Origin of the sequence: Streptomyces cellostaticus, assembly GCF_001513965.1 — a bacterium.
Classification (GTDB): domain Bacteria; phylum Actinomycetota; class Actinomycetes; order Streptomycetales; family Streptomycetaceae; genus Streptomyces; species Streptomyces cellostaticus.
The window spans coordinates 54,798-78,536 of sequence record NZ_KQ948021.1 but is presented as its reverse complement, the minus strand read 5'-3'; the positions used below and the strand labels follow the sequence as shown (position 1 = coordinate 78,536).

Sequence of the window (23,739 nt, the reverse complement as noted above, 5' to 3'; positions counted from 1 at the left end):
AACCAGCAGAACCAGAACCAGCAGAACCAGAACAAGCAGGACCAGAACAAGCAGGACCAGAACAAGCAGGACCAGCAGAAGAAGGATCAGCAGAAGCAGGACCAGAACCAGAACAAGCAGGATCAGCAGAAGCAGGACCAGAACAAGCAGGACCAGAACAAGCAGCAGAAGCCCGGCGAGCCGCAGAAGCCGGCGAAGCCGCAGGACCAGAATCAGCAGAACCAGCAGCAGAACCAGAACCAGAACCAGCAGCAGAACCAGAACCAGCAGCAGAACCAGAACCAGAACCAGCAGCAGAACCAGAACCAGCACCAGAACCAGCACCAGAAGCAGTAGCCGTCGGAGACGGGCCCAGGGCGCAGTGAGCGGTGCAACCAGGGACTGCCGGGCCGTGCTCGGGGTACGAGGACTGGTGCAACAGGGATCGACCGGACCGGCTTCCGAGAGAGACACGCATGACCGACCACCTGGGCGGGGCAGTGATACCGACTGGCTTCGACGTACCCGTGGAGCCGCTGCGACGCGCGGCGCACTACACCGGCGAACCCGGATGCATCGCCGACGCACGGGCCTTCGCGGCCCGGTTCCTGCAGCGACTGAGGACCGAGTGGTGTGCCGTCATCGACAGCCGGGCCGACGGTGAGCTGCTGCTCGTCGTGAGCGAGCTGGTCACCAACGCCGACCGGCACAGCAGCGGCCCGTACATCCTGGAGCTGGAGGGCACGGACAGTGCGGTGACGGTGGCCGTCTACGACAGCAGCGTGGCCCTGCCCCGCCGGTTCCCGAAGAACCCCGATCGCGTCGGCCGGCACGGCCTGGAGATCGTGCATGCCCTGTCCGCCGAGGTGACCGTGGAACGGGTGCCGGTCGGCAAGCGCGTGCGCGCCAGGGTCCCGCTGAAACCGTGAGCCCAGGCCTCAGGCGCAGCCGAGTTCGCCGAGCATTCCCCGGCGCAGCCGCATGATGATCCGCTTGATCAGCCGGGAGACGTGCATCTGGGAGCAGCCGAGCCGCTCCCCGATCTCCGCCTGGGTGGCCTCCTCGACGAACCTCAGGTGGATGATCTGCCGGTCGCGGTCGCTGAGTTCGGCCATGAGCGGAGCGAGTGCGTGGAAGTCCTCGACGAGCCGCAGGCCCTCCTCCTCCACGCCGATGAAGTCGGCGAGCACCGCCTCGCCGTCCTCGGGGCCGTCTCCGGTGAGCGCGGCGTCCAGGGACGCGGAGTTGTACCCGTTGGAGGCGAGCTGGGCCTCGACCACCTCGCCCGCGGAGATGTTCATGAGCGTCGCCAGTTCGGCGACCGTCGGATCCCGGTCCAGCCGGCTGGCCAGCTCCTCGCGTGCCTTGGCCAGTTCCACGCGCAGCTCCTGCAGCCGCCGCGGCACGTGCACCGCCCAGGTGGTGTCGCGGAAGAACCGCTTGATCTCGCCCAAGATGTACGGCAGCGCGAAGGAGGTGAACTCGACCTCGCGCGACAGCTCGAACCGGTCGATGGCCTTGATCAGACCGATCATGCCGGTCTGGACGATGTCCTCCATGTCGTCGCCGCGGCCCCGGAACCGTCCGGCCGCGAACCGCACGAGCGACATGTTCATCTCGATGAGGGTGTTGCGCGCGTACTGGTACTCGTGCGTGCCCTCCTCCAGCTCGGCCATCCGCCGGAAGAACTGGCGGGACAGCTCCCGCGCGTCACGCGGCGCGACGGTCGCCGGGTCCGCGATGCCAGGCAGTGGCCCCTCGCCCGTCCTGTCCTGCTCGGTCTTGTCGACGACCTCTGCTTGTGACCGGATCCCGGCGGTGTTCATTACCTCTCCCCTGAAAGTCACGGTTCGACGGCTGCCGCTGCGGCCTCTGCGCGTCCGATCCCTGCTCGGGATGCGTGCGCCGAGTACCCGGCATCCGGGCTCCCATGCCTGTCCGCTGCGAGCTCACCCGGCGCGTACCCCCGGTGACGCGACGCATGCACCTCCGGCCCGACCGGCGGGAAATCGGCGTTGTCCAGGCATGACGGCGATGCCCTCGCCTAGGCTGACCGGGTGAGCAACCAGGTGAGCAACGAAACCCGTGTGATCCCGCTGCGCCCTCGGCCCGCCCGGCCGGGCGCCCCTGAGCCGGCGCCCAGGGAGCCCCTTTGGCGGGATCTGGTCGGTGAGGTGCTGCGCCGGGAGAGGCTGGCGCAGGAGCGCACGCTCAGGGACGTGGCCGACGCGGCCCGGATCTCGCTGCCCTACCTGTCCGAGATCGAGCGCGGCCGCAAGGAGGCCTCCTCGGAGGTCCTCGCGGCCGCCGCCCACGCCCTGGGCCTTGGCCTCGGCGACCTGCTGTCGCTCACCGGCAGCGAGTTGACCCGGCAGACCGCTGCGGTCCGCCGGACGGCCGCAGCACCGCAGCACCGGGGGCCGTACAACGGGCTGTGCCTGGCGGCCTGAGACACCGTCAGCCGACGCCCTTCTCGCGCAGCTGCCGGAAGAAGGCCCGGACGTCGCCGACCAGCAGGTCCGGTTCCTCCATGGCCGCGAAGTGCCCTCCCCGGTCGAACTCCGTCCAGCGGACGATGTTCTCCGTGCGGTCTGCCCTGTGCCGCAGCGGGATCTGCAGCTCGGCGGGGAACACCGCCAGAGCGGTCGGTGCCGTGGACGGCTCGGCGGGCGCGGCCCCCCGGCCCGCGGCGTGCGCACGCTCGTAGTAGATCCGGGCGGACGAACCGGCGGTCCCGGTCAGCCAGTACAGCATCACGTTGGTCAGCAGCTGATCCCGGTCGACCGCCTCCTCGGGCAGTTCCTCGGAGTCCGTCCACTCCCGGAACTTCTCGATGATCCAGGCGAGTTGGCCGACCGGCGAGTCCGTGAGCGCGTAGGCCAGGGTCTGCGGCCGGGTGGAGTGCAGCAGGGCGTACGCCGACGCGTCGTCCATCCAGGCGGACCAGCGGCGCCACGAGGTGAGCGTGCGCTCCCGCTCCTCGGGGCCGAGCGCCGCCAGTTCCGCCTCGGTGGGCTCGCTGGTCGCCTGCGCGCCCGGCAGCAGGTTGAGGTGGACGCCGATCACCCGGTCGGGATGGGCGCGGCCCAGCTCGCGGGAGATTCCCGCGCCCCAGTCGCCGCCCTGCGCGCCGAACCGCTCGTAGCCGAGACGTCCCATCAGTTCGGCCCACGCGTCGGCGACCCGGCCCGCTTCCCAGCCAGTCTCCGTCGTGGGCCCGGACAGCCCGAACCCGGGGATGCTCGGCACCACGACGTGGAACGCGTCGGCCGGATCCCCGCCGTGGGCCGCCGGGTCGGCGAGCGGCCCGACGACGTCCAGGAACTCCACGATCGAACCCGGCCAGCCGTGCGTGATGATCAGCGGGGTGGCGTCCGGCTCCGGCGAGCGGACGTGCGCGAAGTGCACGTTCGCCCCGTCGATCGTGGTCGTGAACTGCGGCCACTCGTTCAGCCGCGCCTCGGCCGCACGCCAGTCGTACTCGTGCCGCCAGTACCGCACGAGCTCCCGCAGGTACTCGGGCGCCACCCCGTACGCCCAGCCCACCCCGGGCAGCCCCTCCGGCCAGCGGGTGCGGTCGAGGCGGTCGTACAGGTCGTCCAGGTCGCTCTCGGGGACCGACAGTCGGAAGGGCTGGATGCTCTCGGCAGGCGAAGAGGTCATGGCCCGGATGCTAGTGCGCGGCCGTTACTACCCGAACGGATTAATTCGGGGCCCGGCCGATGAGTTTCGCCGCGAGGATCGGTCGATACGGGTGACCGCGTTCCACGCTCCGGGAGGTGCTCATGACCACGCACGGATTCACCACGTGTCTCTGGTTCGACGACCAGGCCGAGGAGGCCGCCGACCACTACGTGTCCGTCTTCAAGAACTCCAGCATCGGCCGGGTCGCCCACTACCCCGAGGGCGCCCCCCGCCCCGCCGGCACCGTGCTGACCGTCGAGTTCACGGCCAACGGCCACAGGTTCGTCGCGCTCAACGGCGGCCCCGAGTTCACGTTCAACGAGGCGATCTCCTTCCAGATCTTCTGCGAGGACCAGGAGGAGATCGACTACTACTGGACGAAGCTCACCGAGAACGGCGGCGAGCCCGGCCCCTGCGGCTGGCTCAAGGACAAGTACGGCGTCTCCTGGCAGGTCGTACCCGACCGCCTGGCCGACATGATCGGCGGCCCGGACCCGGAGAAGGCCGCGCGGACCACCCGCGCCCTGCTGGGCATGGGCAAGCTCGACATCGCCGAGCTGGAGAAGGCGTACGCGGGCGAGTAGCACGCCGGCGAAGCCGGCATCACCCGGCCTCGGCGAGGATCTCGGCGATCACATGCAGGGAGTTCTCCGCCAGCGCCGGATTGGTGTGCCAGTAGTACGGCAGCTGGATCAGCGAGATCGACAGCGCCCAGCCCCGTCCCCGCGCCCACTCGGCCTCGCCCGCGCCCACGGCCTCGCGGAAGATGTCCCGGGCGGTCGCCGGCAGCAGGTTCCAGGCCACGATCAGGTCCACGGCGGGATCACCGGTCCCGGCACAGCCGAAGTCGATCACGGCGCTCAGCCGTCCCCCGGCGACCAGCACGTTCCCGGGGGACAGGTCGCCGTGCAGCCAGGCCGGCGACCCGGCGTGATCCGGGGCGCGCAGCGCCTGTTCCCACAGTGACGTCACGGTGTCCGTGTCGATCCGGCCGGCCAGCTGCTCCAGGGCCGCGCGGGTCGGCGCGTCCCGGGTCGTGAGCGGGACGCCCCGGTGCGCCGGCGGCCCGTCCTGCGGGTCGAGCCGGCGCAGCGCGGACACGCAGGCCCCCAGCTCCTCGGCCAGCCGCTCCGGCTCCGCCACGGCCCCGGCGACCGGATTGTGCCCGTCCAGCCACCGGTACACCGACCAGGGCCACGGGAAGTCCTCGTCCGGCTCGCCGAAGCCCACCGGTTCGGGCGTGGCCACCGGCAGCAGCGCTCCGAGGCGGGGCAGCCAGCGCTGCTCGTGCGCCACGTCCGCGACGGCGCCGGGATGCCGGGGAAGCCGTACCACCAGGTCCGTCCCCAGGCGGAACATCGCGTTCTCCGTACCCGAGGACGCAAGGCGCCGCACGGGCAGTGACGCCCACTCGGGAAACCGCCGGGCGACCAGCCTGCCGACCAGCGGGGCATCGATGTCGACCTCGTCCGCACGCATCTTCACAGCACACATCGGCGCCATCCAACGGCCCTGCCGCCCCCGCTGTCGAACGAAATATCGGGGGCGGTGTCCGGGACACCGCCCCCGCCTGCCGGCGGTCAGACCCGGTCGGCCACGATGAGCAGGTACTGGAAGCTGCCGTTGCGGTACGCCGACAGGAAGGTTTCCTCGATGCCCGTGACCAGGTGGTCCGCCTCCCGGCGCAGTTCCCAGTACGGGATGGTCGCCTCCGTCAGGTCCTGGACGTGCACGGGCACCAGCCGGTTGCGGGCCATCGCGCGGAAGTACGCCGACCGCGGATGGATGTCGCAGATGTAGTGCGCGTTGATCAGCGAGACCTCGCGGGAGGCCTGCCCGTAGGTGTCGTTGTAGCAGCCGGTGATCACCACGTACCGGCCGCCGCGGCGCAGCAGCCGGGCGTGCTCGGCGAACAGCACGTCCAGCTCGACGTACATCGTGGACTCGTTGTTCCACGACGCCGCGTACGCGCCCGACGTGAAGCCGGTGTCGAGCATGTTGCGGTGGTGATAGCGCACCTTGCCGTCGATGCCGCGCCTGCGCGCCTGCTCGTTGGCGAAGTCGGCCTGCTTCGCGGAGATCGTGACGCCGTCGGCGTGGCAGCCGTGGCGCAGATGCGCCACGACACTGCCGCCGCCGCGCCCGCAGCCGGCGTCGAAGACCCGGTCGGCGGGGGAGAGCGGCCCGAGGTGGGCGGCGAGCAGCTCGGCCTGGGCGTGCTCCAGCCGGTGCAGCTCGGTGGTGATGGCCTCCCGGCGCAGCTCCGCGTCGGGCTCGTCGAGCACCGACAGGTCGGCGGCTCCGATGCCGTAGTGGTGGTGGTACAGGTCGTCGATCTTCCCGAGTTCCAGGTTGACCGGGTTCTCCTCGGCGTTCCAGTAGTCCGCGACGCGGCTCTGGTAGATGGACTGAGCCGGCACCGGAGCGGGTGCGGTCCGGGCGACGGGGACGGTCGTCAAAGGTGACTCCTCGAGACGCGTGTGACGGTCTTGACCCTGGGCGGAGTTCCGCGGAGCAGGGCGCCTACCAGTAGTCGGGCAGGTAATAGCGGTGGGTGTTGGTGGAGTGCCACTCGTGGTTGCCGGACACCCAGGCGGCGAGCCCCTGGGCATAGCGCCCCACGAGGGGCGAGGTCGCGGACAGCAGGGCCGACTCCTCCTCGAAGGCCTCCATGATCCGGTTGTGGATCTCGACGGACTTCAGGTACGCGGCCTTCAGCCCGCACCCTTCGTTGGCGGCGACGACCTGCGGCAGATTGAGGTGGGTGGGGTCGCTGGCCAGCTCCTTGGTGAAGGAGTACAGGTCGTTGACCAGCGTGGTGGCGTTGCTGGCCAGGGCGGTGATCCGCTGGATCTCGGGGCGGGCGTAGACCTGCGCGGGCAGTTCGTAGCCGTCCACGGCGTCGACGAGCGTCAGACAGGGACGGAAGTTGTTGAACTGCCGCATCACCAGGTACTCCCAGACCTGCGGCACGTACTTCGTCTCCATCCAGGCGGCCTCGCCCAGATAGCCCATGTGCAGCCGGGCGATGTCCTGGACGAACCGGTCGGTCTGGCTGGGCGTGGCGAAGGTCGCGTAGTCCTCGAGGGCGAAGTGGTACGAGCGCAGCGGACCGTCGGCCTGGATGCCCTCGCGCCACTCGGCCTCCACCTCCGGGACGCCGTGGTAGGGGTCGAGCGCCGACTGGGCGATGATCAGCGGGCCGCCCAGACCGCGCCGGGATCCGCCCCGGCCCTCGTCCTCCTCGCAGTAGCAGGAGTCGACGATGTTCTCGGCGAGCAGCAGCTTCCCCGCGGCGGTGAGCCGGTCCAGGTCGAGGCCGCCCGGATGCTGGAGTACGACCGCCCGGCCGAACTGGAAGCCGGAGAAGTCCCCGTTCCAGGACGCGGGAAACAGGTCCAGGTCCCGGGCCCAGGTCTCCAGGCGGCGGTCGATCTCGGCCGCCTTCTCCGGGTCGGCGGGCACCGCGGGGCGGTACAGCAGTCCCGGGATCGCTCCGGTGCGCCGGCGGGCCCGCAGGCTCTGGGCGAGGTTCGGGGGACCGGGCAGCTGGTAGGCGGTCGCTGTTGTGGTCATGGGATGCTCCAGGCGGTCATTCGGGGAGCCGGCCGACCTGGACGTTCTCCAGAATCCCGGCCGCGTCGGGCACGAGGATGGCCAGCGAGTAGTACGCGGTCACTAGGTAGTTGACGATCGCGGCAGAGTCGATGCCCATGAACCGGACGTTCAGGCCCGGCTGATGCTCCTCCGGGATGCCGGTCTGGTAGAGGCCGATGACCCCCTGGTCGGCCTCGCCGGTGCGCAGGGCGATGATGCTGCTGGTGTGGTCGTCGCTGATCGGGATCTTGCCACAGGGGAAGATCGGCACACCGCGCCACGCCGGTACCTCGTGGCCGTCCACGCTCACGGTGCCGGGAACCAGGCCACGCCGGTTGCATTGTCGGAAAAAAGCCGCGATCGCCTTGGGATGGGCGAGGAAGACCTTCGTCTTGCGCCGCATGGAGAGCAGTTCGTCCATGTCGTCCGGGGTCGGCGGGCCGGTGAAGGTGCTGATCCGCTGGCCGTAGTCGACGTTGTGCAAAAGCCCGAACTCCCGGTTGTTGACCAGCTCCCACTCCTGGCGCTCGCGGATCTCCTCGACCGTGAGCCGGAGCTGCTGCTGGGTCTGGTCCATCGGGTGGTTGTAGAGGTCGGCGACCCGGGTGTGCACCCGCAGCACGGTCTGGGTGAGGGACAACTCGTATTCACGCGGGGCGAGTTCGTAGTCCACGAAGCCGCCGGGCAGGGTGGGCTCGCCGACATGGCCGGCGTGCACCGGCACCTCGGCCTCGCCCTTGCGGTTCATGGGCTTGCTCTGCCGCTCGACATACGCCTGGAGATGCGCGGCGAGGGACGGCACCCGCTCGGTGAACTCCTCCACGACGGCCCAGGGCAGCGCGAGCACCACACCGGCGGTCTCGGCCCGCACCGAGGCCAGCCACAGCGGGTCGGTCTGGCCCACCGCCTCGTCGCCCATCTGGTCGCCGTCGGTGACGACCCCGGTGATCTCCTCGTCGCCGTACTTGCCGGAGGTGTAGCGGGTGAACCGGCCGTGGACGACCAGGTACGCCTCCGTCACGGGCTGGCCCGCCTCGAACAGCACCTGACCGGCGCGCACCTCGCGGGGCTGGAAGCGGCCGGCGATCTCCCGCAGTACCTCGATGTCGGGATAGCCGCGCAGGATCGGCAGCTCGGTCAGCGTCTCGGGGATGACCCGGATGTCGTCGGCGCCGTTCTGCTCGAAGTGCACGCGCCCGCGCCCGGTCCGCAGTTGCAGGCGCCGGTTGACCCGGTAGGCGCCTCCCTTGACGTCCACCCATGGCAGGCTCTTCAGCAGCCATCGCGAGGTGATGGCCTGCATCTGAGGTTCGGACTTGGTGGTGGTGGTGAGCTGGCGGGCCGCCCGGGTGCTCAGACTGGTGAGCTGCCCGTCGGCCGAGGGCACGGGGTCGGGTTCGTCGACAGCGGAACCGGTGGCGATGTCCGGAGTGGACACATTCCCTCCTGCGGAGAGGTGAACACGGGTGATGCGGATCGGTCGGTGGTGCGCGGGGTGCGGGTGCGCTCGGACCAGCCAAACAGGACGCGTGATCCGCGGGTACAGCGCGAAAGGGGCGCTTTTGATCTCCGCGTGGTGCAAACCCGTTGGTGAAGGCATGGCGCGCCGCGAGCGGTGATCGCACGCCGGTCTTCCGCTCCCGCGCCCGGGTTTGATCGCCCGGGGACCGCTCGGCGCGCGGGCCGACCGCAAGGTGACTAGCGTGATGTCCGGGGACACATCCGTCTGACCGGGAGGGTCCGGACCATGGCCGTGCAACCTGAAGGAACGCCTTGTTGGGCCGACGCGATGTTCAGCGACCTGGAAGGCGCCAAGAGCTTCTACGGCGACGTCCTCGGCTGGACGTTCGGCGAGTCGTCGTCGGAGTACGGCAACTACACGCAGGCCTATGCGAACGGCAAGGCGGTGGCCGCCGTCGTACCGCCCATGCCCGGCCAGGAAGGACCGTCGCAGTGGTGCCTGTACTTCGCCTCGCCGGACGCCGCCGCGACCGCGGCGAAGATCCGGGACAACGGCGGCGAGGTGCTCATGGAACCGATGCAGGTCGGCGAGTTCGGCACCATGTGTCTGGCCCGGGAGCCCGGCGGGGCCGTGTTCGGGGTGTGGCAGGCGGGCGTCCATGAGGGATTCGAGGCGACGTCGGTGCCCGGTGCCTACAACTGGGCCGAGGTCTTCACCCGCGAGCCCGAGCGGACGGACGCGTTCCTCACCAGCGTCTTCCCCTACGCGGCGAAGCAGCTCGAGGACGACGGGGTCGACTTCCGGGTCTTCAACATCGGTGACGACACGGTCCTCGGCCGGATGCGGATGACCGACGAGTTCCCGCCCGAGGTCCCCTCGTACATCAACGTGTACTTCGGCGTCGACCACTGCGACGAGGCCGTCGCCCGGGCCACCAAGCTCGGCGCCGTGCTGCGCTTCGGGCCCATGAGCAGCCCCTTCGGGCGGTTCGCCGCGCTCAGTGATCCGCAGGGCGCGAACTTCTCGGTGATCGACATCACGACCACCGAGGGCGAGATGCCGACGTTCGCCGAGGCCTGACCGGGGCCGCAGGGGCGGCCCGCGCGGTCATGGCATGATCGACCCCATGCGTGAACGAGTGGTGGCCGCGTGCGACGGGGCTTCGAAGGGAAACCCCGGACCGGCCGGATGGGCGTGGGTGGTCTCGGACGACGAGCGGACCCCGGCCCGCTGGGAGTCGGGCCCGCTCGGCCGGGCCACCAACAACGTCGCCGAACTGACGGCGCTGGAGCGGCTGCTCGCGGCCGTCGACCCGGACGTGCCGCTGGAGATCCGGATGGACTCCCAGTACGCGATGAAGGCCGTCACCACCTGGCTGCCCGGCTGGAAGCGCAACGGCTGGAAGACGGCCGCCGGCAAGCCGGTCGCCAACCAGGACCTGGTGGTCCGCATCGACGAGCTGCTCGACGGCCGGTCCGTCGAGTTCCGCTACGTCCCCGCCCACCAGGTCGACGGCGACCCGCTGAACGACTTCGCCGACCGCGCCGCCAGCCAGGCCGCCTCGGTGCAGGAGGCGGCCGGCAGCGCCCACGGTTCCCCGGTGCCGCCGCCGTCGCCCGACACACCCAAGGCGGCCGCTCCGCGCCGCAAGGCGCCCGGCCGGACCGGCGGCGCGGCGTCCTCGCGCACCATCAAGGCGAAGTTCCCCGGCCGCTGTCTGTGCGGCCGCTCCTACGCCGCCGGCGAGCCCATCGCCAAGAACGCGCAGGGCTGGGGCCACCCGGAGTGCCGGGCCGCCGAGGCCTGATCAGACGTCGAACGTGTAGAACTTCGTGTGGTCCAGCAGGTCCGCCGGACGCACGTCGTTCCACGGCTTCATCGTCTCGTTCAGGTCCACCACGTCCGGCGTCCCGCCGGTCGGCACATAGCCGGCGTCGGGGTGCCGGCGCTGCCACTCGGCCCACAGCTTGTCGATGTAGGCGTGGTGCAGCCAGAACACCGGGTCGTTGGGGGAGACCCCGGTGGCCATCTGCCCGCCGACCCACACATGGACCCGGTTGTGCAGATTGACCCCGCGCCACCCCTCCAGGTGGTTGCGGAAACCGTCCGACCCGCTGTTGTACGGCGCCATGTCGTACGTGGACATCGCCAGCACCGACTCCACCTCAGCGGGCGTCGGCAGCTCGCGCACGGCGGTGCCGAGCGAGCGGCGCAGGAACGTGCGACCGTCCACGCGCACGCTCATCGGCCAGTTGCCGGCGGCCGCGGCGAACGGGCCGTCCATCACGCGGCCGTCGGAGCTGCGCCCGGTGCCGCCGAGGAAGTCCGGCGCCCACAGCGAGGCGCGCACCGTCCGGTCGGTGCTCCAGTCCCAGTACGGCAGGGCGACGGAGGCGTCGACCGACTGCAGCGCCCGCTCGAAGTCGAGCAGGAATCTGCGGTGCCAGGGCAGGAAGGACGGTGAGCGGTGCCCGGTCCGTTCACCGGTGTCGGTGTCGGACATGATGAAGGCGTTGTGCGTGCGGACGAACTCGTCGTAGCGTCCGTTGCGCTTGAGTTCGAGGACGGCGCTGACGAACCGCCGCTTCTCGTCGGCGGTCAGGGTGGCCTGGTTCTTGCGTACGGTCATGTGCGCGGTACTCCGGATGTCCTTGCGGGGGCGGTCAGTTGGCGGGGAACGGCAGCAGCGGGGCACCCTGCAGCTCGTCCACCGCGGCGCGGGCGGCGGCGCGTGGCGTGGACACCGGGGCGTAGTGGCTGACGACGCTGATCCAGGTGCCGTCGGCGTTCTGCATGACGTGCAGCTCCACCCCGTCGACGGACACGGAGTATCCGGCGCCGTGTCCGTGGTGGTGACCGCCCATGCCCGACGGCCGGCCCTGTATTCGGCGGCCCTTGTAGACCTCGTCGAAGGAATCCGGGGAGCCGTGCATGTGCTCGGCGGCCGATGCGCCGGGTGCGACGAGCGTGGCGGCCGAGGCCGTGGCGGCGAGGGCGGCCGCCGCGGTGAGCGCGCGGCGCCGGGTGAGTTCGGGCATGCGTGTTCTCCTGTGCGGGTGTTCGAGTGGTGACTCCGCATGCCTACAGGGCCGTCCCGGAGGGGAAGAAATCGCCCGTAACCGGTTGGCTGTGATCCGGACAATTAACCAAATGTCGTGCAAGATTGAACCAGGATGATCTTGCTGTGATGAAGGGCTCATCTGCTACGGAACGGGAAATTCCTTGCCGGGGCGCCCGGGATTCCGGTGATCTTTCGCGGCCCGGTTCCGCCCGAGTGGCGCCGGTCACCGCGCCAGACTGGCGTGATCGGGAAGCCCGGCCGGTCCTCGCGGTGGTGCTCCGCGGCACCGGGCCCGCCCTTCGTCAACGACGACGACATCGTTCCCCGGCTCCCGCCGGAGCCCGCCTTCCCTCAGGTCGGGCCCGGGAAACCATTGGTGAATGCGCATTCACCCCGCTAGGGTGAATTGTTATTCACCTCGTTTCGTGCCGCCCGCAGGAGCGCCGATGGACCAGCCGGACCCGATGTCCCAGCCGCCCCTCACCGGCACCCCCGCGCCCCGGCTGCGGGACCGCCTCACCATCCCCGTGCTGGCGTCGGGCGGCATCCTCATGGCGGTCATGCAGACCGTGGTCGTCCCGCTCCTGCCGGACCTGCCCCGGCTGACCGGCGCATCGGCCGCCACCGTCTCCTGGCTGGTCACCGCCACCCTGCTGTCCGGAGCCGTGCTCACCCCCGTGCTCGGCCGGGCCGGCGACATGTACGGCAAGCGCCGGGTCCTCACCGCCGCCCTTGCCCTGATGACCGCCGGCTCGGTGATGTGCGCCCTCTCCTCCGACATCGGCGTGCTCATCACCGCCCGCGCCCTCCAGGGCGCCGCCGCCTCCGTCGTCCCGCTGTCGATCAGCATCCTGCGCGACGAACTCCCGCCCGAGCGCCGGGGCTCGGCGGTGGCCCTGATGAGCTCCACGGTCGGCATCGGCGCCGCCCTCGGCCTGCCGCTCGCCGCCCTCGTCGTCCAGTACGCCGACTGGCACACCATGTTCTGGCTGACCAGCGCCCTGGGCGGGCTGGGCGTGACGGCCACGTGGTGGGCGGTCGGGGAGTCGCCGGTGCGGGAGCCGGGCCGCTTCGACGTCCTCGGCGCGCTGGGCCTGGCCGCCGGGCTGATATGTCTGCTGCTCGGCGTCTCCCAGGGCGGTCAGTGGGGCTGGGGCAGCCCCCGGATCCTCGGGCTGTTCCTCGCGGCCACCGTGGTCCTCGCCCTGTGGTGGTGGCAGCAACTGCGCGCCGAGCGGCCACTGGTCGACCTGCGCCTGGTCACCCGGCCGAGGGTCGGACTGTCCCATGTGGCGGCCCTGCTCACCGGGTTCGCCTTCTACGCCAACTCGCTCGTGACCGCCCAGCTGGTGCAGGCGCCGAAGGCCACCGGGTACGGCCTGGGTCTCTCGATCGTCGCCACCGGCCTGTGCCTGCTGCCCGGCGGCGTCACCATGCTGCTCCTCTCGCCGCTGTCCGCCCGTATCTCGGCCGCGCGCGGCCCGCGCATCACCCTCGCCCTCGGCGCCGCCGTCATCGCCTGCGGGTACGCGGTCCGCATCGCCGACAGCCGCGACCTGTGGATGATCATCCTGGGCGCCACGGTGGTGGCGACCGGCACCACCCTCGCCTACTCCGCGCTGCCGACGCTGATCCTGCGCGCCGTCCCGGCCGGCCAGACGGCCTCGGCCAACGGCGTCAACGTCCTGATGCGCACCATCGGCCAGGCTGTCTCCAGCGCCGCCGTCGCCGCCGTCCCGGTGCCCACGCTGCACGGCTATCTGCTGGCGTTCGCGATGGCGGGCGCGGTCGCCCTCGCCGCCTGCGCCGCGGCCCTGTCCATCCCGGGCGACGAGCCCGCCGCACACGCGCGGCGCGCCCGGAAAGCCACCCGGGGCGCCCGCGACGAGGCGATGGAGGGAGCATGAGGAGCGTGACCACCCCACCCGTCCCCGCGGAGCCCGCCCCCGCACGCCGTGACGCCGAGGCCACCAAGGCGGCCATCCTCAAGGCCGCCCGCCATCTCCTGGCCCGGCACGCGCACGCCGACATCACCCTCAAGGCGGTCGCCGAACGGGCCGGTGTCAGCCCGCCGTTGATCCTGAAGTACTTCGGCAACAAGGACGCTCTCTTCGCCCGCGTGATGTCCTTCGACACCGATGCGGACGACCTGCTCGCCGCGCCCCTGGCCCAGCTGGGCCGCCACATGGTCCGCCATGTGCTGGCCAGCCAGCGCGAGCGCGGCACCGACCCGCTGCTGCGCATCGCCTTCGCGCCCCTGCACGGCGACCACGGCGACGTCCTGCGCGCCAACTTCCGCGCCCAGGTCACCGAACGCCTGGCCGGCCGGCTCACCGGCCCCGACGCGGGCCTGCGCGCCGAGCTCGCCGTCGCGGCCCTCGTCGGCCTCGGCGTCATGTACGGCATCGCGCGCGGACCGCACCTGCGCGCGAGCGACCTCGACACCATCGCCGACCGCTACGGCCCCGCCGTACAGGAACAGCTGACGCCCGGTACCTGAGTCACCCCCCGGCCTCGGGGCCGGTCAGCAGCGCCTCCGCGCACCTGCGGAACGCCGTGAGCAGGCGGCGGTTGTCGCCCGCGCGGGTCGCCAGCGCGACATGGCTCGGTTCGACGCCGTGCAGGGGGATCGCGGTGAGGCCGGGGCGGATGGGGATGCCGGGGACCCCCGCCGCGATCGCCACCGCCTGCCCGGAGGCGACGAGTTCGAACTTGTCCTCCAGGTCGTCCACGTACGGGCCGTCGGGAGCCGGGCTGCCGTCCGGCCGGGGGTCGATGCGCCAGAACGCGTCCCACAGCCGGTCCGGGACCCGGGGCAGGGGCTCGTCGGCGATGTCGTCCACGGTGACCGACTCCTTGCTGGCCAGCCGGTGGTCGAGCGGGACGACCACGACGCGCGGTTCGTCGTAGAGGACCGTCACCCGCAGCCCCTCGGTGGCGAACGGCAGCCGGGCCACAAGGGCGTCCACACGGTGGCCGAGCAGCGCCTCCCGCGCCTCTTGCCAGCGCAGATGCGCGGTCCGTACGTCGGCGTCCGGGAACCTGCGCCGCAGGTCGCGCGCGGCCGGGGTGACGAACACGCCGGTGGTGAATCCGACGGTGATGCGGCTGGGCGCGGCGGCGGCCCGGGCGAGGGCGCCGGCCTGGGACGCGGCGCGCAGCAGCGCCCTGGCCCGGGGCAGGAAGACCTCGCCGGCCTCGGTGAGCCGGGTGCCCTGCGGGGTGCGGTCGAGCAGCCGGGCACCCAACGCCTGCTCCAGGCGCCGCACTTGGCGGCTCAGGGAGGGCTGCGTGATGTGCAGGGCGGTGGCGGCGCGCCCGAAGTGCCGGTGCTCGGCGACGACGGTGAAGTACCGCACCAGCCGAAGATCGAGATCCGCGTGGGCGGCCGAGTCGGTCATGCCTCGAGCGTACTGCCGTGCGAGCCTCACCCGAATGCACAGAGCCGGGTTGACCTGTGGTGATGCCTGCTTTGCATTGCGTCATGCGAAACAGGCTTTGGACGCGGGTCCGGCCGCGCACCAACGATGGAGTGACTTCCGCCCAGCAGCCGAGGAGTACATCGAGCATGCGTGTTTTCGTCACCGGTGCCACGGGGTTCATCGGTTCCGCCGTGGTTCCCGAACTCGTCGCCGCAGGTCACGAGGTCGTCGGCCTCGCCCGCTCGGACGAGGCGGAGGCCTCGCTGAAGTCGGCGGGAGCCGGGGCGCACCGCGGCAGCCTGGACGACCCCGAAGGCCTGGCCCGCGCCGCGGCCGCGGCCGACGGCGTCGTTCACCTGGCCTTCATCCACGACTTCACCGACATCTACGCCGCGGGCGCCACCGACCTGCGCGCCATCGAGGCGATCGGCGCCGCCCTGGCCGGCTCCCACAAGCCTTTCCTGGTCACCTCCGGCACGGCGATCGCCCGGGCGGAGGGTGTGATCACCGAGGCGGACGGGCCCGCCCCGGGCCTGCACCGGACCGCGTCGGAGCAGGCCGCGCTCGCGCTGGCCGAGCGCGGGGTGCGCGTGTCCCTGGTGCGGCTCGCCGCCTCCGTGCACGGCCGGGGCGACCACGCCTTCGTGCCGCGCCTGATCGACATCGCCCGGGAGAAGGGCGTGGCGGCCTACCTCGGCGACGGCACCAACCGCTGGCCGGGCGTCCACCGGCTGGACGCGGCCCGCCTGTACCGGCTGGCCCTGGAGTCCGCGCCGGCCGGCACCCGGCTGCACGCGAACGACGAGGAAGGAGTGCCCTTCCGGGACATCGCCGCGGTCATCGGCCGGCATCTCGGTGTGCCCGTCGGCAGCGTGCCCGCCGAACAGGCCGAGGACCACTTCGGCTGGCTCGGCCGGTTCGCCGGCGTCGACAACCCGACGTCGAGCGCGCTGACCCGCAGGCTCCTCGGCTGGGAGCCGCGCGAGCCCGGCCTCCTCGCGGACCTCGACGCGGGGCACTACTTCGACGTCTAGGGCCGGTCCGGCGGATCCTGCCGGAAGCGCGCTGATGAGGCACCGTTGCCTGGAACCTGCCTGATCCGCCGGACAGACCCTGGTCAGCGCAGGAGACGGTCGAGGAAGCCGTTGCCGAACACCCGGTGCGGGTCCAGGCGGTCGAGAACCTCGACCGCCTGCTCCCACACGCCCGCCTCGAACGAGCCGGGCACGGCCGTGCCCAGCACCTGCGCGTCGCTCCAGACGGCGTCCTCGGTGTACGCCCAGCCCTTGGACCACTCCACGCGCGCGAGGGCGTACCCGCCGTCGTAGGTGCCGAGCAGGAACCGCTCCAGCTCGCGCAGGAACGCTTCCGCGTACGGAGTCCCCGGCAGGGTCAGCACGTCCAGCCAGACCGCGGTGTCCCACTCGGGGCGGGCCCCGCTCGGCCGCAGCGCGGACAGCAGCGGGGCGCGGGCGCCCTCGACGCCGGAGTCCGCCGGGTCGTCCAGCCCGGTCACCCGGATCTCCACCGAGCCGTTGACCGGGAAGCGGCCCTGCGCCGCGTACGCGGCGAGCCGCTCGCGGTAGTGGCTGGTGAACTCGTGCACCACGCGCTGAACTTCTGCGCGCGCCGTCAGAACCGCGTACCCGTTGGCCGTCACCCGCAGGGTGGTCGGCCGCACGTACAGCAGGGTGTTCTTCGACGGCCCCCACAGATCGGCGGACAGCGTGGCCGCCAGCCCGAGGGAGGCCGCGTCGAGCTGTGCGCCGCCGAGCACCGGCGCCAGGTACCAGGCCGCGTCCGCGACCATCCGCCCCGCCAGGTCGGCCACGACGGTCGGTACGTTGTCGGAGAAGGGGTAGTTGTACGGCGAGGTGACGTGCCGTGAGGTGAGCGGACTGACCGGGGCGACGCTCCACTCCTTCAGCCACGGGTGCTCGGTGAAGGCGAACCAGATCGCCTCGACGCGGCCCGAGCGCCGCAGGAACGTGTCCAGGGTGCGCCCGCCGGAGCCCGGGGCCGCGAACAGTTCGCCGGCCGGGATGTCGGTGCGGCTGACACAGCGCAGGCTGCTGTCCGGGCCGACCCGCAGGACCACCTCGATGACGAAGGACCGGCCGAGGTGGGTGAGAAGCGCCGCACAGTCCGCCTCCGCACGGCGGAAGGTCCTCAGGACGTAGGCCCCGCTGCCCTCGTCCCACACCACGGCCGTCAGTTCCAGCACCCGGTTGCTCAGCGAGCCGTACGTCGTCCCGGCCGGCGGGCGCTCGCCGTCGGCCGGAACGGCGGTGCCGTGCGCGTCGATCGCCAGGGCGCCGCCGAGCGTCAGATCTCCGGGCGCGGGCGTGGCGGTGAGGCCGAGACCGTGCTCCTCCAGGAAGGTGAGCAGGGCCTCCATCGTGACACCCGCGCCGGCCCGTACCGCCGACGCGGAGTCCAGTGCCAGACCGGTCAGCCGGGGCGCGGTGTCGACCAGCAGGACGGGGGTGTCCCCGGTCGTGCCCTCGGTGATCGTCAGCGGTGACCAGCCGTGCGAGCGGCCCCGCGCGCGCACCCGCCACCCGCTGCGCCACGCCCAGTTGACGACGGAGAGCACCTGCTTTGGGGTGGTCGGCGCGCAGGCCCACAGCCCGTCTGCGGTGATCTCGCCCACCCAGTTGCGGTACGCCGAGCGGTAGAGCGCCACCTCGGCCGGAAACTGCGGGAGTTCGGCCGCGGCGAGGGCGGGATCGGCTGCCACCAGCACGGGTACGGCAGCCAGCGCGGCGGCGGTGCGCAGGAAGCCGCGGCGGCTGACAGGGGCCGAACCACCGCTTGGCGAAGGGAAGTTGCTCACTGGACGATCGATCACGGACTCACGCTAAGGGCCGCTTTACGGCAGCAGCCCTTTCGTCGACCCCTATCACCCGTGTGGGTGAAAAACTCACAGGCTTCCCGCCGGAGCGACCTGTTCCGCAGGATGCCGGTCCGGATGACACACTGACGCCATGGACGAACGCGTGATGGGCAGGTCGGGTCAGCGGGCATCGGTCGTCGGGCTCGGCACATGGCAGCTGGGCGCCGACTGGGGCGAGGTGGACGACAAGGAGGCCCTGTCCGTCCTGGAGGCGGCCGCCGAGTCGGGGGTCACCTTCTTCGACACGGCCGACGTGTACGGCGACGGGCGCAGCGAGTCGACCATCGCCGCCTTCCTGAGCGGCCGGCCCGATCTGCATGTGCTGGTGGGCACCAAGATGGGCCGCCGGGTCGAGCAGATCCCCGAGAACTACGTCCTGGACAACTTCCGCGCCTGGAACGACCGGTCCCGCCGCAACCTTGGCGTCGACCGCCTCGACCTGGTGCAGCTGCACTGCCCGCCCACCCCCGTCTACTCCTCGGGCGAGGTGTTCGACGCCCTCGACACCCTGGTGGCGGAGGAACGCATCGCGGCGTACGGCGTGAGCGTGGAGACCTGCGCCGAGGCGCTGACCGCGATCGCCCGGCCGAACGTGGCGAGCGTGCAGATCATCCTCAACCCGTTCCGCATGAAGCCCCTGTACGGGGTGCTCCCGGCCGCGCGGGAGGCGGGCGTCGGCATCATCGCGCGCGTGCCCCTCGCCTCCGGCCTGCTGTCGGGCAAGTACACCAAGGACACGGTCTTCGCGGCCGACGACCACCGCACCTACAACCGGCACGGCGAGGCCTTCGACCAGGGCGAGACCTTCTCCGGCGTCGACTACGCGGCCGGCGTCGAGGCAGCCGCCGAGTTCGCCGCGCTCGCCCCCGAGGGCTGGACCCCGGCGCAGCTGGCCCTGCGCTGGATCATTGAGCAGCCCGGCGTGACCACGGTCATCCCTGGCGCCCGCACCCCGGAGCAGGCCCGCGCCAACGCGGCCGCCGCCAAGCTCCCGCCGGTGCCCGAGGAGACGTTCACCGCGATCCGTGACCTGTACGAGCGCCGGATCAAGGACCAGGTCGAGCAGCGCTGGTAGCACCCGGCGGGGCCGACCGTTTGAACGAGCGTCCGGCCGGTTACCCACACCGCATGATGCAGGAGGGACGGCGCAGGGGGCGCGACGAGACCGAGGAGGAGCGGGCCGACCGGATGTGGGGCGAGCTCATCCAGGAGGTCCGGGTGGCCCAGACGGGCGTGCAGATCCTCTTCGGCTTCCTGCTGACCGTCGTCTTCCAGCCGAAGTACGCGAGGCTGGCCCACACCGACCAGGTCATTTACATCGTGACGGTCGTCCTGGGCGCCTGCGCGACCGGTGCCCTCATCGGGCCGGTCTCCCTGCACCGCCTGGTCGCCGGCCGCCGGGTCAAGCCGCAGGCGGTGCGGATCGCCGCCCGAATGACGTTGGTCGGCCTGGTTCTGCTGCTCGCCACCATGACCTCGTCCCTGCTGCTGATCCTCCGGGTGGCCACACAGGGCGACTATGTGCCGTGGCTGGTCGCGGCCGTCGTCGCCTGGTACCTGGTGTGCTGGTACGCGCTGCCGCTGTGGGTGCGCCGACGGCACACCAGCCGGTCGAACGGCTAGCCGGCGGTGCCGGCCTCGAGAGCCGCCAGCTGACGGTCGTGCGCCCTGCTGAGCAGCAGCAGCGACAGGACGGCGCCGATCAGCGCGCAGAACATGTCCCACTGGGTGTCCCACACATCGCCCTGGGTGGCGAGGAACGCGTCCGCGCTGTGCTCGCCGATCTCGGCGGCCGCCCACTCCAGCAGTTCGAAGCAGGCGCTGAAGGCGAGGCAGGCGCACACGGTGAGCGGGGCCAGCCAGCGGCTGCCGCGCAGCGGCGAGGTACGGCTGAGCAGTTCACGGACCAGCACGGCCGGGACGAAGCCCTGCATCAGGTGCCCGAACCGGTCGTACGGATTGCGGGACAGGCCGAAGGTGTCCCGTACCCAGTCGCCCGCCGGTACCTGCGCGTACGTGTAGTGACCGCCGACCGCGAGGACCAGGGCGTGCACGGACAGCAGCCCGCACAGCAGTCCGGTCAGCGGGAAGCGGCGCCACACCAGCACCGCCAGGGGCAGCCCGGCCAGCGCCCAGACCGTCTCCAGGAACCAGGTCGTGCGGTCGTGCACGTCCCACGCCGACACGGCGAGGCCCACGGCCGCCACGCCCGCGAACAGAGCGGGCGGCACGCGGCGCGGCGCGGGACGCGGGGCGGGGTGCACTGCGGTCATGGCGGGGCTCCTTGCCTGTGAACTCAGAAGGAGCCCCATCGTGGCGCCGGCCGGCGGGCGCGGCATGAGTACCGCTACTCAGCCCGCGCTGAGGATCTGAGCGAGCAACGTGTCGACCGGTACCTCCTCCTGCCCGGGAGCCACCACCGCGTGGGTCTCGCGCAGGAACGCGGCGACCGCGGGCGCCCAGGCGAACACCACCGCGTGGTGCCGGCTGCCGTCCGGCCGGGCGTCCCCGAGGAAGTCCATGCGCAGCTCCCGCCACATCCCGGTGGCCACCGGACGCAGCCGCACGTCACCGACGCCGACCGGACCGGTCAGGCCGTCGGCGAGCATCGTGCGGTCCAGCCGCCACCGGGCCAGCACATGACCGTCGTGGCCGAACACGGCGGTGACGGCGAACGGGTCGTCGGCGCCGTAGCTCAGATGGGCGAGCACCGGACACCGGCCCGTACCGTCCGCCCGGAGCTGCACCACCAGGGTCCTGTGCACGACGGGGTTCACGCGAGGGCCTCCGAGAGCGATCGGCGTCATACCCTCTAGTACCCCTGCGACGCCCAGGATGCTCAGCCCCGCGGCCGGCTTTCCCGGGCTCCGCGCAGCGCGGTCAGGCAGGAGCCGATGGCCTGCTGGAGCTCCTCCAGGCGCTGGACCATGTCGTCCTCGTAGAAGTCCTGGGCGTCGTCGAAGGTCAGCTCCTCGAACGCCCGGGTGGCCTTCTGCAGGCTGCCGTAGAACTTCGTCCGCCGCTCCTGGACACGCAGTTCGGGGTCGGCCTCGACCGTCTCGGCGACAAGGGTCTTCATGGTGTCGTAGGCCTCGGTGGCCCACTCGCCGGTGTCCTCGCCGTCCTCCAGCTCGTCGATCAGCGACAGATGCCGCTCGGCCTCCTCGCGCAGTTCGGCGGGCGCGTCCACGGTCTGCCCGGCCGGGGTCCTGAACTGCCCGGACTCGGCGATCTGCCGCACGTAGCCGATCCGGTCGGCCGCCCGGCTCTCGGTGGCGACGGCCTTCTTCAGGTCGTCGGTGCGTACGACGTCCCGGGCCAGCTCGGCCTGCAGGTCCGGGTCCTCCCTGAGCCGGTCCAGCAGGGCGGAGCGGGCCGCCCGGGCGGTGGAGGGGTCGGCGAGGATCGCGGCGCGCAGCGCGGTCGGGTTCTCGGCGACCTCCAGGGCCTTGGTGGGGCGGATGCCCTCGGCCTCGGCTGCCTCGGCGATGGCGGTGCCGCGCTCGGAGGTGGCGCTGTTGCGGGAGACGTAGTAGCTCAGCCACACGTCGGCGTCCGGCAGCTCGGTCTCCTGGCCCGGCTGAAGCGCCTCGAAGTGCGGGACGAGAGCGTCGTCGGCCGCGCGGTCCCAGGCCTTGTAGTAGCGCATCACCCGCTCGGGGGAGCAGCCGGCCAGCTCCGCGAACTCCTTCGCCGACACCTTCGGTGTCTCACCGGCGGCCTGTCCGCCCGGCCGCACGCTGCGCGCCACCATCAGCGCGAAGGCCCAGCCACCGGTGCGCGCGTAGACGCCGAACTCGCGCGCGTCGCGCGCCACGAGGTCGGACAGGGGCGCCGCGGCCGGGGCGGACGTCTCGGACGGGTCGATCGCAAGGGTCACGGATGACTCTCCTGGAGGCATGGCTCTACGGGACCGCACTCGGTGCGCGAGTGCGGGAAGGAAGCCTATATGGCCCCATTGGCGACGCTTTGACGGCCCCGCCCGTCAAGCGAGGGGACCGGTCAGCTCTTCGGTTCGCGGAAGGTCTGCAGGATGGTCCTGAGAGTGAGTCGGTCGGTGGCGTCGTCCCAGGCCCCGGCCGGTGTGGTGAAGCGCAGGGAGAAGCTGCGGCCGCCGCCGAGCAGGAAACCGCGACCGAACGTGTGCACCTGCTGGTCGCCGGACCCGGACAGCCACTCCAGGTCGGCTGCCCTGTGTCCCTGGTAGGTGGTGGCCCGGATGGTGCCGATCCGGTGGTAGCCGGGGAGCTGCTCCAGGTCCGGTTCGACGTCGTCGCGCCAGACGGCGACCGGGTCCGGGCCGGCCTGCTCGCTGTAGGTGACGGCGAGTGTCGGTGAGCCGGCGTCCGTGCCGAAGGTGATGCGGTAGGCGCGGTCGGCCCCGCGTGCGATGCCCAGCCGCTTCCAGCCGTCCGGCAGGGCCACGGAGAAGCCCTCCGGGGCGGTGTAGCGGTGGAAACCGGCAGGCAAGGACGGGAACGGGGACGGGGAGGTAACGGGCTTGGTGCTGGTGCTGGTGCTGGTGCTGGTGCTCGGGCTCGGGCTCGGGGTGTTGTTCTCGGTGTGGTCGGCCGGTGGGGCGGCTGTGGCGGTGGGGCGCGGCGGCTCGGCCGCGGTCGAGGTGCCGGGCAGATGGTGGGTCGCGGCCAGGACGGCGGCAGCGACGGTGACGACGGCCAGCGCGGTCCCGGCCGCCATCATCCGTCTGCCGTGTTCCGGACCCGCGTGCCGTACGGCCGCATAGGCGCTGCGCAGCCGGGGCACGGGCGCGGGGCACCGGTCGGCGTCGGCGTCCTCGTCGAGGGCCCGGGTCAGGGCCTCGCGGACCACCGGCCGGGTCAGCCGCTCCCGGGAGTTCTTGCGCAGCAGCCCCTGGACGGCCTGGGTGAGCGGGCCGGTGCGCAGCGGGGTGCGCAGAGGCAGCCGGTCCACGGCCTTCAGGGTGGCGTCGGGGCGGCCCCGGTCGCGGAACGGCGGGCGTCCCTCGACGGCCGTGTAGAGGATCGCGCCCAGCGCCCACAGGTCGGCGGCCGGTCCGATGCGCTCGTCGCGGGCCTGTTCCGGCGAGGCGTACGACGGTGCCGTGAGCCTCGGGGCCAGGGTCGTGCCCGCCAGCCCGAACCCGGCCACCACGACCGGGCCTGCGTCCCGGACGAAGACCTGGCCGGGGCTCAGCTCGCCGTGGGTGATGCCCTCGTCGTGCGCTGCCTGGAGCACGTCGAGGAGTTCGAGGCCGAGCCGCGCCGCCCGCGCGGGGTTGAACGGGCCCTCACGATCGAGGAGTTCGCTGAGCGGAGTGCCGTCGATCCAGTCCGTGACCGTCCACAGGGTGCCCGCCTCCACGACGGCGTCGACGACGGTGGCGACCTGGCCGGGGCACAGCAGCCGCATGATCTCGGACGTCCGCACCACCCGGGCCGTGGCGCGGCGCAGGGTGTCCGCGTCGCAGGTCTCCGGAAGGCCGGTCTGTGCCACCAGGCGGGGCTGGTTCGCCGTCACGTCCTCGGCGTACCACCACAGGCGGTTCGTCTCGCGAGCGAAGACCTCGAGGAGCCGGTACCGGCCGGCGACCAATTCGTGTGCGGAGACGTGTGCCTTGACCATGGTCATCCCTCGCTGAAACCCCTGATTCGTCCTT

The 23,739-nt window shown here is 71.7% G+C and carries 25 protein-coding genes; 11 read left to right on the top strand and 14 right to left on the bottom strand.

What is annotated here, in order from left to right; genetic code table 11:
• Together AQI88_RS45920 and AQI88_RS15385 are read left to right on the top strand one after the other, a co-directional pair.
• Positions 1-336 (top strand): hypothetical protein (locus tag AQI88_RS45920; protein WP_208615791.1); only part of this gene is annotated, 336 nt, incomplete at its 5' end.
• A gap of 119 nt (positions 337-455) precedes the next feature.
• Entirely contained in the window at positions 456-908 is a 453-nt protein-coding gene (locus AQI88_RS15385) for an ATP-binding protein (protein WP_066998376.1), read from the top strand.
• A 9-nt stretch (positions 909-917) separates the two neighbouring features.
• On the opposite strand, the gene AQI88_RS15380 is transcribed toward AQI88_RS15385, so the two are convergent.
• Entirely contained in the window at positions 918-1,805 is an 888-nt protein-coding gene (locus AQI88_RS15380) for an RNA polymerase sigma factor SigF (protein WP_066998371.1), read from the bottom strand.
• Positions 1,806-2,036: 231 nt separating this feature from the next.
• On the opposite strand from AQI88_RS15380, the gene AQI88_RS15375 reads away from it, so the two are divergent.
• Positions 2,037-2,429 carry a helix-turn-helix domain-containing protein gene (locus tag AQI88_RS15375; protein ID WP_167357458.1) on the top strand — a complete coding sequence of 131 codons (393 nt, stop codon included), beginning with the start codon at positions 2,037-2,039 and terminating at the stop codon, positions 2,427-2,429.
• 7 nt (positions 2,430-2,436) lie between these two features.
• On the opposite strand, the gene AQI88_RS15370 is transcribed toward AQI88_RS15375, so the two are convergent.
• Positions 2,437-3,642, bottom strand: a complete 1,206-nt coding sequence (locus tag AQI88_RS15370) for an epoxide hydrolase family protein (protein WP_066998368.1) — start codon at positions 3,640-3,642, stop codon at positions 2,437-2,439.
• Between the two features lie 122 nt (positions 3,643-3,764).
• On the opposite strand from AQI88_RS15370, the gene AQI88_RS15365 reads away from it, so the two are divergent.
• Positions 3,765-4,247 carry a VOC family protein gene (locus AQI88_RS15365; RefSeq protein ID WP_066998365.1) on the top strand — a complete coding sequence of 161 codons (483 nt, stop codon included), beginning with the start codon at positions 3,765-3,767 and terminating at the stop codon, positions 4,245-4,247.
• A gap of 19 nt (positions 4,248-4,266) precedes the next feature.
• Here AQI88_RS15365 and AQI88_RS15360 read toward each other — a convergent pair whose 3' ends face one another.
• The 4 genes from AQI88_RS15360 to AQI88_RS15345 all read right to left on the bottom strand — a co-directional run bounded on the left by AQI88_RS15360 (position 4,267) and on the right by AQI88_RS15345 (position 8,698).
• A complete protein-coding gene (locus AQI88_RS15360) occupies positions 4,267-5,142 on the bottom strand; it encodes an aminoglycoside phosphotransferase family protein (protein WP_244184144.1) in 876 nt (291 codons plus the stop codon).
• A gap of 101 nt (positions 5,143-5,243) precedes the next feature.
• Positions 5,244-6,122: a geranyl diphosphate 2-C-methyltransferase gene (locus AQI88_RS15355; protein ID WP_066998359.1), complete on the bottom strand. Its 879-nt coding sequence runs from the start codon at positions 6,120-6,122 to the stop codon at positions 5,244-5,246.
• Between the two features lie 64 nt (positions 6,123-6,186).
• Positions 6,187-7,239 carry a family 2 encapsulin nanocompartment cargo protein terpene cyclase gene (locus tag AQI88_RS15350; RefSeq protein ID WP_066998356.1) on the bottom strand — a complete coding sequence of 351 codons (1,053 nt, stop codon included), beginning with the start codon at positions 7,237-7,239 and terminating at the stop codon, positions 6,187-6,189.
• A 16-nt stretch (positions 7,240-7,255) separates the two neighbouring features.
• Entirely contained in the window at positions 7,256-8,698 is a 1,443-nt protein-coding gene (locus tag AQI88_RS15345) for a family 2B encapsulin nanocompartment shell protein (protein WP_066998354.1), read from the bottom strand.
• Positions 8,699-9,007: 309 nt separating this feature from the next.
• Here AQI88_RS15345 and AQI88_RS15340 point away from each other — a divergent pair, with 309 nt between their 5' ends.
• Positions 9,008-9,802 carry a VOC family protein gene (locus AQI88_RS15340; protein WP_066998352.1) on the top strand — a complete coding sequence of 265 codons (795 nt, stop codon included), beginning with the start codon at positions 9,008-9,010 and terminating at the stop codon, positions 9,800-9,802.
• 34 nt (positions 9,803-9,836) lie between these two features.
• On the top strand, positions 9,837-10,529 hold the full coding sequence (locus tag AQI88_RS15335) for a ribonuclease H family protein (protein ID WP_079057587.1): 693 nt from the start codon (positions 9,837-9,839) through the stop codon (positions 10,527-10,529).
• Here AQI88_RS15335 and melC2 read toward each other — a convergent pair whose 3' ends face one another.
• Together melC2 and melC1 are read right to left on the bottom strand one after the other, a co-directional pair.
• Entirely contained in the window at positions 10,530-11,351 is an 822-nt protein-coding gene (gene melC2 / locus AQI88_RS15330; RefSeq protein ID WP_066998349.1) for a tyrosinase MelC2, read from the bottom strand.
• Positions 11,352-11,385: 34 nt separating this feature from the next.
• Complete coding sequence (melC1, locus tag AQI88_RS15325; protein WP_066998345.1) at positions 11,386-11,760, bottom strand: apotyrosinase chaperone MelC1; 375 nt, start codon at positions 11,758-11,760, stop codon at positions 11,386-11,388.
• A 469-nt stretch (positions 11,761-12,229) separates the two neighbouring features.
• Between melC1 and AQI88_RS15320 the strand changes: the two genes are divergently transcribed.
• A complete protein-coding gene (locus AQI88_RS15320) occupies positions 12,230-13,690 on the top strand; it encodes an MFS transporter (RefSeq protein ID WP_066998342.1) in 1,461 nt (486 codons plus the stop codon).
• A complete protein-coding gene (locus AQI88_RS15315) occupies positions 13,687-14,283 on the top strand; it encodes a TetR/AcrR family transcriptional regulator (RefSeq protein ID WP_066998339.1) in 597 nt (198 codons plus the stop codon). The genes AQI88_RS15320 and AQI88_RS15315 overlap by 4 nt, the downstream gene beginning before the upstream one ends.
• A 1-nt stretch (position 14,284) precedes the next feature.
• Here the strand turns inward: AQI88_RS15315 and AQI88_RS15310 are convergent, their stop codons facing one another.
• Positions 14,285-15,184: a LysR family transcriptional regulator gene (locus AQI88_RS15310; RefSeq protein WP_066998336.1), complete on the bottom strand. Its 900-nt coding sequence runs from the start codon at positions 15,182-15,184 to the stop codon at positions 14,285-14,287.
• 167 nt (positions 15,185-15,351) lie between these two features.
• On the opposite strand from AQI88_RS15310, the gene AQI88_RS15305 reads away from it, so the two are divergent.
• Entirely contained in the window at positions 15,352-16,239 is an 888-nt protein-coding gene (locus AQI88_RS15305; RefSeq protein ID WP_066998333.1) for an SDR family oxidoreductase, read from the top strand.
• Positions 16,240-16,322: 83 nt separating this feature from the next.
• On the opposite strand, the gene AQI88_RS15300 is transcribed toward AQI88_RS15305, so the two are convergent.
• Positions 16,323-18,056 (bottom strand): cholesterol oxidase substrate-binding domain-containing protein, encoded by a 1,734-nt coding sequence (locus AQI88_RS15300; RefSeq protein WP_244184143.1) that lies wholly within the window; start codon positions 18,054-18,056, stop codon positions 16,323-16,325.
• Between the two features lie 136 nt (positions 18,057-18,192).
• Between AQI88_RS15300 and AQI88_RS15295 the strand changes: the two genes are divergently transcribed.
• Positions 18,193-19,176, top strand: coding sequence for an aldo/keto reductase (locus tag AQI88_RS15295; RefSeq protein ID WP_066998327.1), 984 nt, complete (start codon positions 18,193-18,195; stop codon positions 19,174-19,176).
• Between the two features lie 53 nt (positions 19,177-19,229).
• Positions 19,230-19,724, top strand: a complete 495-nt coding sequence (locus AQI88_RS15290; protein ID WP_066998324.1) for a DUF6328 family protein — start codon at positions 19,230-19,232, stop codon at positions 19,722-19,724.
• Here AQI88_RS15290 and AQI88_RS15285 read toward each other — a convergent pair.
• From AQI88_RS15285 to AQI88_RS15270, 4 genes are all read right to left on the bottom strand, one after another.
• On the bottom strand, positions 19,721-20,374 hold the full coding sequence (locus AQI88_RS15285) for a DUF2238 domain-containing protein (RefSeq protein WP_208615790.1): 654 nt from the start codon (positions 20,372-20,374) through the stop codon (positions 19,721-19,723). The two genes, AQI88_RS15290 and AQI88_RS15285, sit on opposite strands and share 4 nt — an antisense overlap.
• Before the next feature lie 78 nt (positions 20,375-20,452).
• Positions 20,453-20,878, bottom strand: coding sequence for an SsgA family sporulation/cell division regulator (locus AQI88_RS15280; protein ID WP_066998321.1), 426 nt, complete (start codon positions 20,876-20,878; stop codon positions 20,453-20,455).
• 62 nt (positions 20,879-20,940) lie between these two features.
• Positions 20,941-21,981, bottom strand: a complete 1,041-nt coding sequence (locus AQI88_RS15275) for a hypothetical protein (RefSeq protein WP_066998317.1) — start codon at positions 21,979-21,981, stop codon at positions 20,941-20,943.
• 122 nt (positions 21,982-22,103) lie between these two features.
• Complete coding sequence (locus AQI88_RS15270) at positions 22,104-23,711, bottom strand: serine/threonine protein kinase (protein ID WP_066998314.1); 1,608 nt, start codon at positions 23,709-23,711, stop codon at positions 22,104-22,106.
• Between the last annotated feature and the right edge of the window lie 28 nt (positions 23,712-23,739).

Bases quoted from the DNA above. Each gene is read 5' to 3' on its own strand.
- AQI88_RS15385 (WP_066998376.1), top strand. From the start codon at position 456: ATGACCGACCACCTGGGCGGGGCAGTGATACCGACTGGCTTCGACGTA.
- AQI88_RS15380 (WP_066998371.1), bottom strand. From the start codon at position 1,805: ATGAACACCGCCGGGATCCGGTCACAAGCAGAGGTCGTCGACAAGACC.
- AQI88_RS15370 (WP_066998368.1), bottom strand. From the start codon at position 3,642: ATGACCTCTTCGCCTGCCGAGAGCATCCAGCCCTTCCGACTGTCGGTC.
- AQI88_RS15365 (WP_066998365.1), top strand. From the start codon at position 3,765: ATGACCACGCACGGATTCACCACGTGTCTCTGGTTCGACGACCAGGCC.
- AQI88_RS15360 (WP_244184144.1), bottom strand. From the start codon at position 5,142: ATGCGTGCGGACGAGGTCGACATCGATGCCCCGCTGGTCGGCAGGCTG.
- AQI88_RS15350 (WP_066998356.1), bottom strand. From the start codon at position 7,239: ATGACCACAACAGCGACCGCCTACCAGCTGCCCGGTCCCCCGAACCTC.
- AQI88_RS15340 (WP_066998352.1), top strand. From the start codon at position 9,008: ATGGCCGTGCAACCTGAAGGAACGCCTTGTTGGGCCGACGCGATGTTC.
- AQI88_RS15335 (WP_079057587.1), top strand. From the start codon at position 9,837: ATGATCGACCCCATGCGTGAACGAGTGGTGGCCGCGTGCGACGGGGCT.
- melC2 (WP_066998349.1), bottom strand. From the start codon at position 11,351: ATGACCGTACGCAAGAACCAGGCCACCCTGACCGCCGACGAGAAGCGG.
- melC1 (WP_066998345.1), bottom strand. From the start codon at position 11,760: ATGCCCGAACTCACCCGGCGCCGCGCGCTCACCGCGGCGGCCGCCCTC.
- AQI88_RS15320 (WP_066998342.1), top strand. From the start codon at position 12,230: ATGGACCAGCCGGACCCGATGTCCCAGCCGCCCCTCACCGGCACCCCC.
- AQI88_RS15315 (WP_066998339.1), top strand. From the start codon at position 13,687: ATGAGGAGCGTGACCACCCCACCCGTCCCCGCGGAGCCCGCCCCCGCA.
- AQI88_RS15310 (WP_066998336.1), bottom strand. From the start codon at position 15,184: ATGACCGACTCGGCCGCCCACGCGGATCTCGATCTTCGGCTGGTGCGG.
- AQI88_RS15305 (WP_066998333.1), top strand. From the start codon at position 15,352: ATGCGTGTTTTCGTCACCGGTGCCACGGGGTTCATCGGTTCCGCCGTG.
- AQI88_RS15295 (WP_066998327.1), top strand. From the start codon at position 18,193: ATGGACGAACGCGTGATGGGCAGGTCGGGTCAGCGGGCATCGGTCGTC.
- AQI88_RS15290 (WP_066998324.1), top strand. From the start codon at position 19,230: ATGATGCAGGAGGGACGGCGCAGGGGGCGCGACGAGACCGAGGAGGAG.
- AQI88_RS15285 (WP_208615790.1), bottom strand. From the start codon at position 20,374: ATGACCGCAGTGCACCCCGCCCCGCGTCCCGCGCCGCGCCGCGTGCCG.
- AQI88_RS15270 (WP_066998314.1), bottom strand. From the start codon at position 23,711: ATGACCATGGTCAAGGCACACGTCTCCGCACACGAATTGGTCGCCGGC.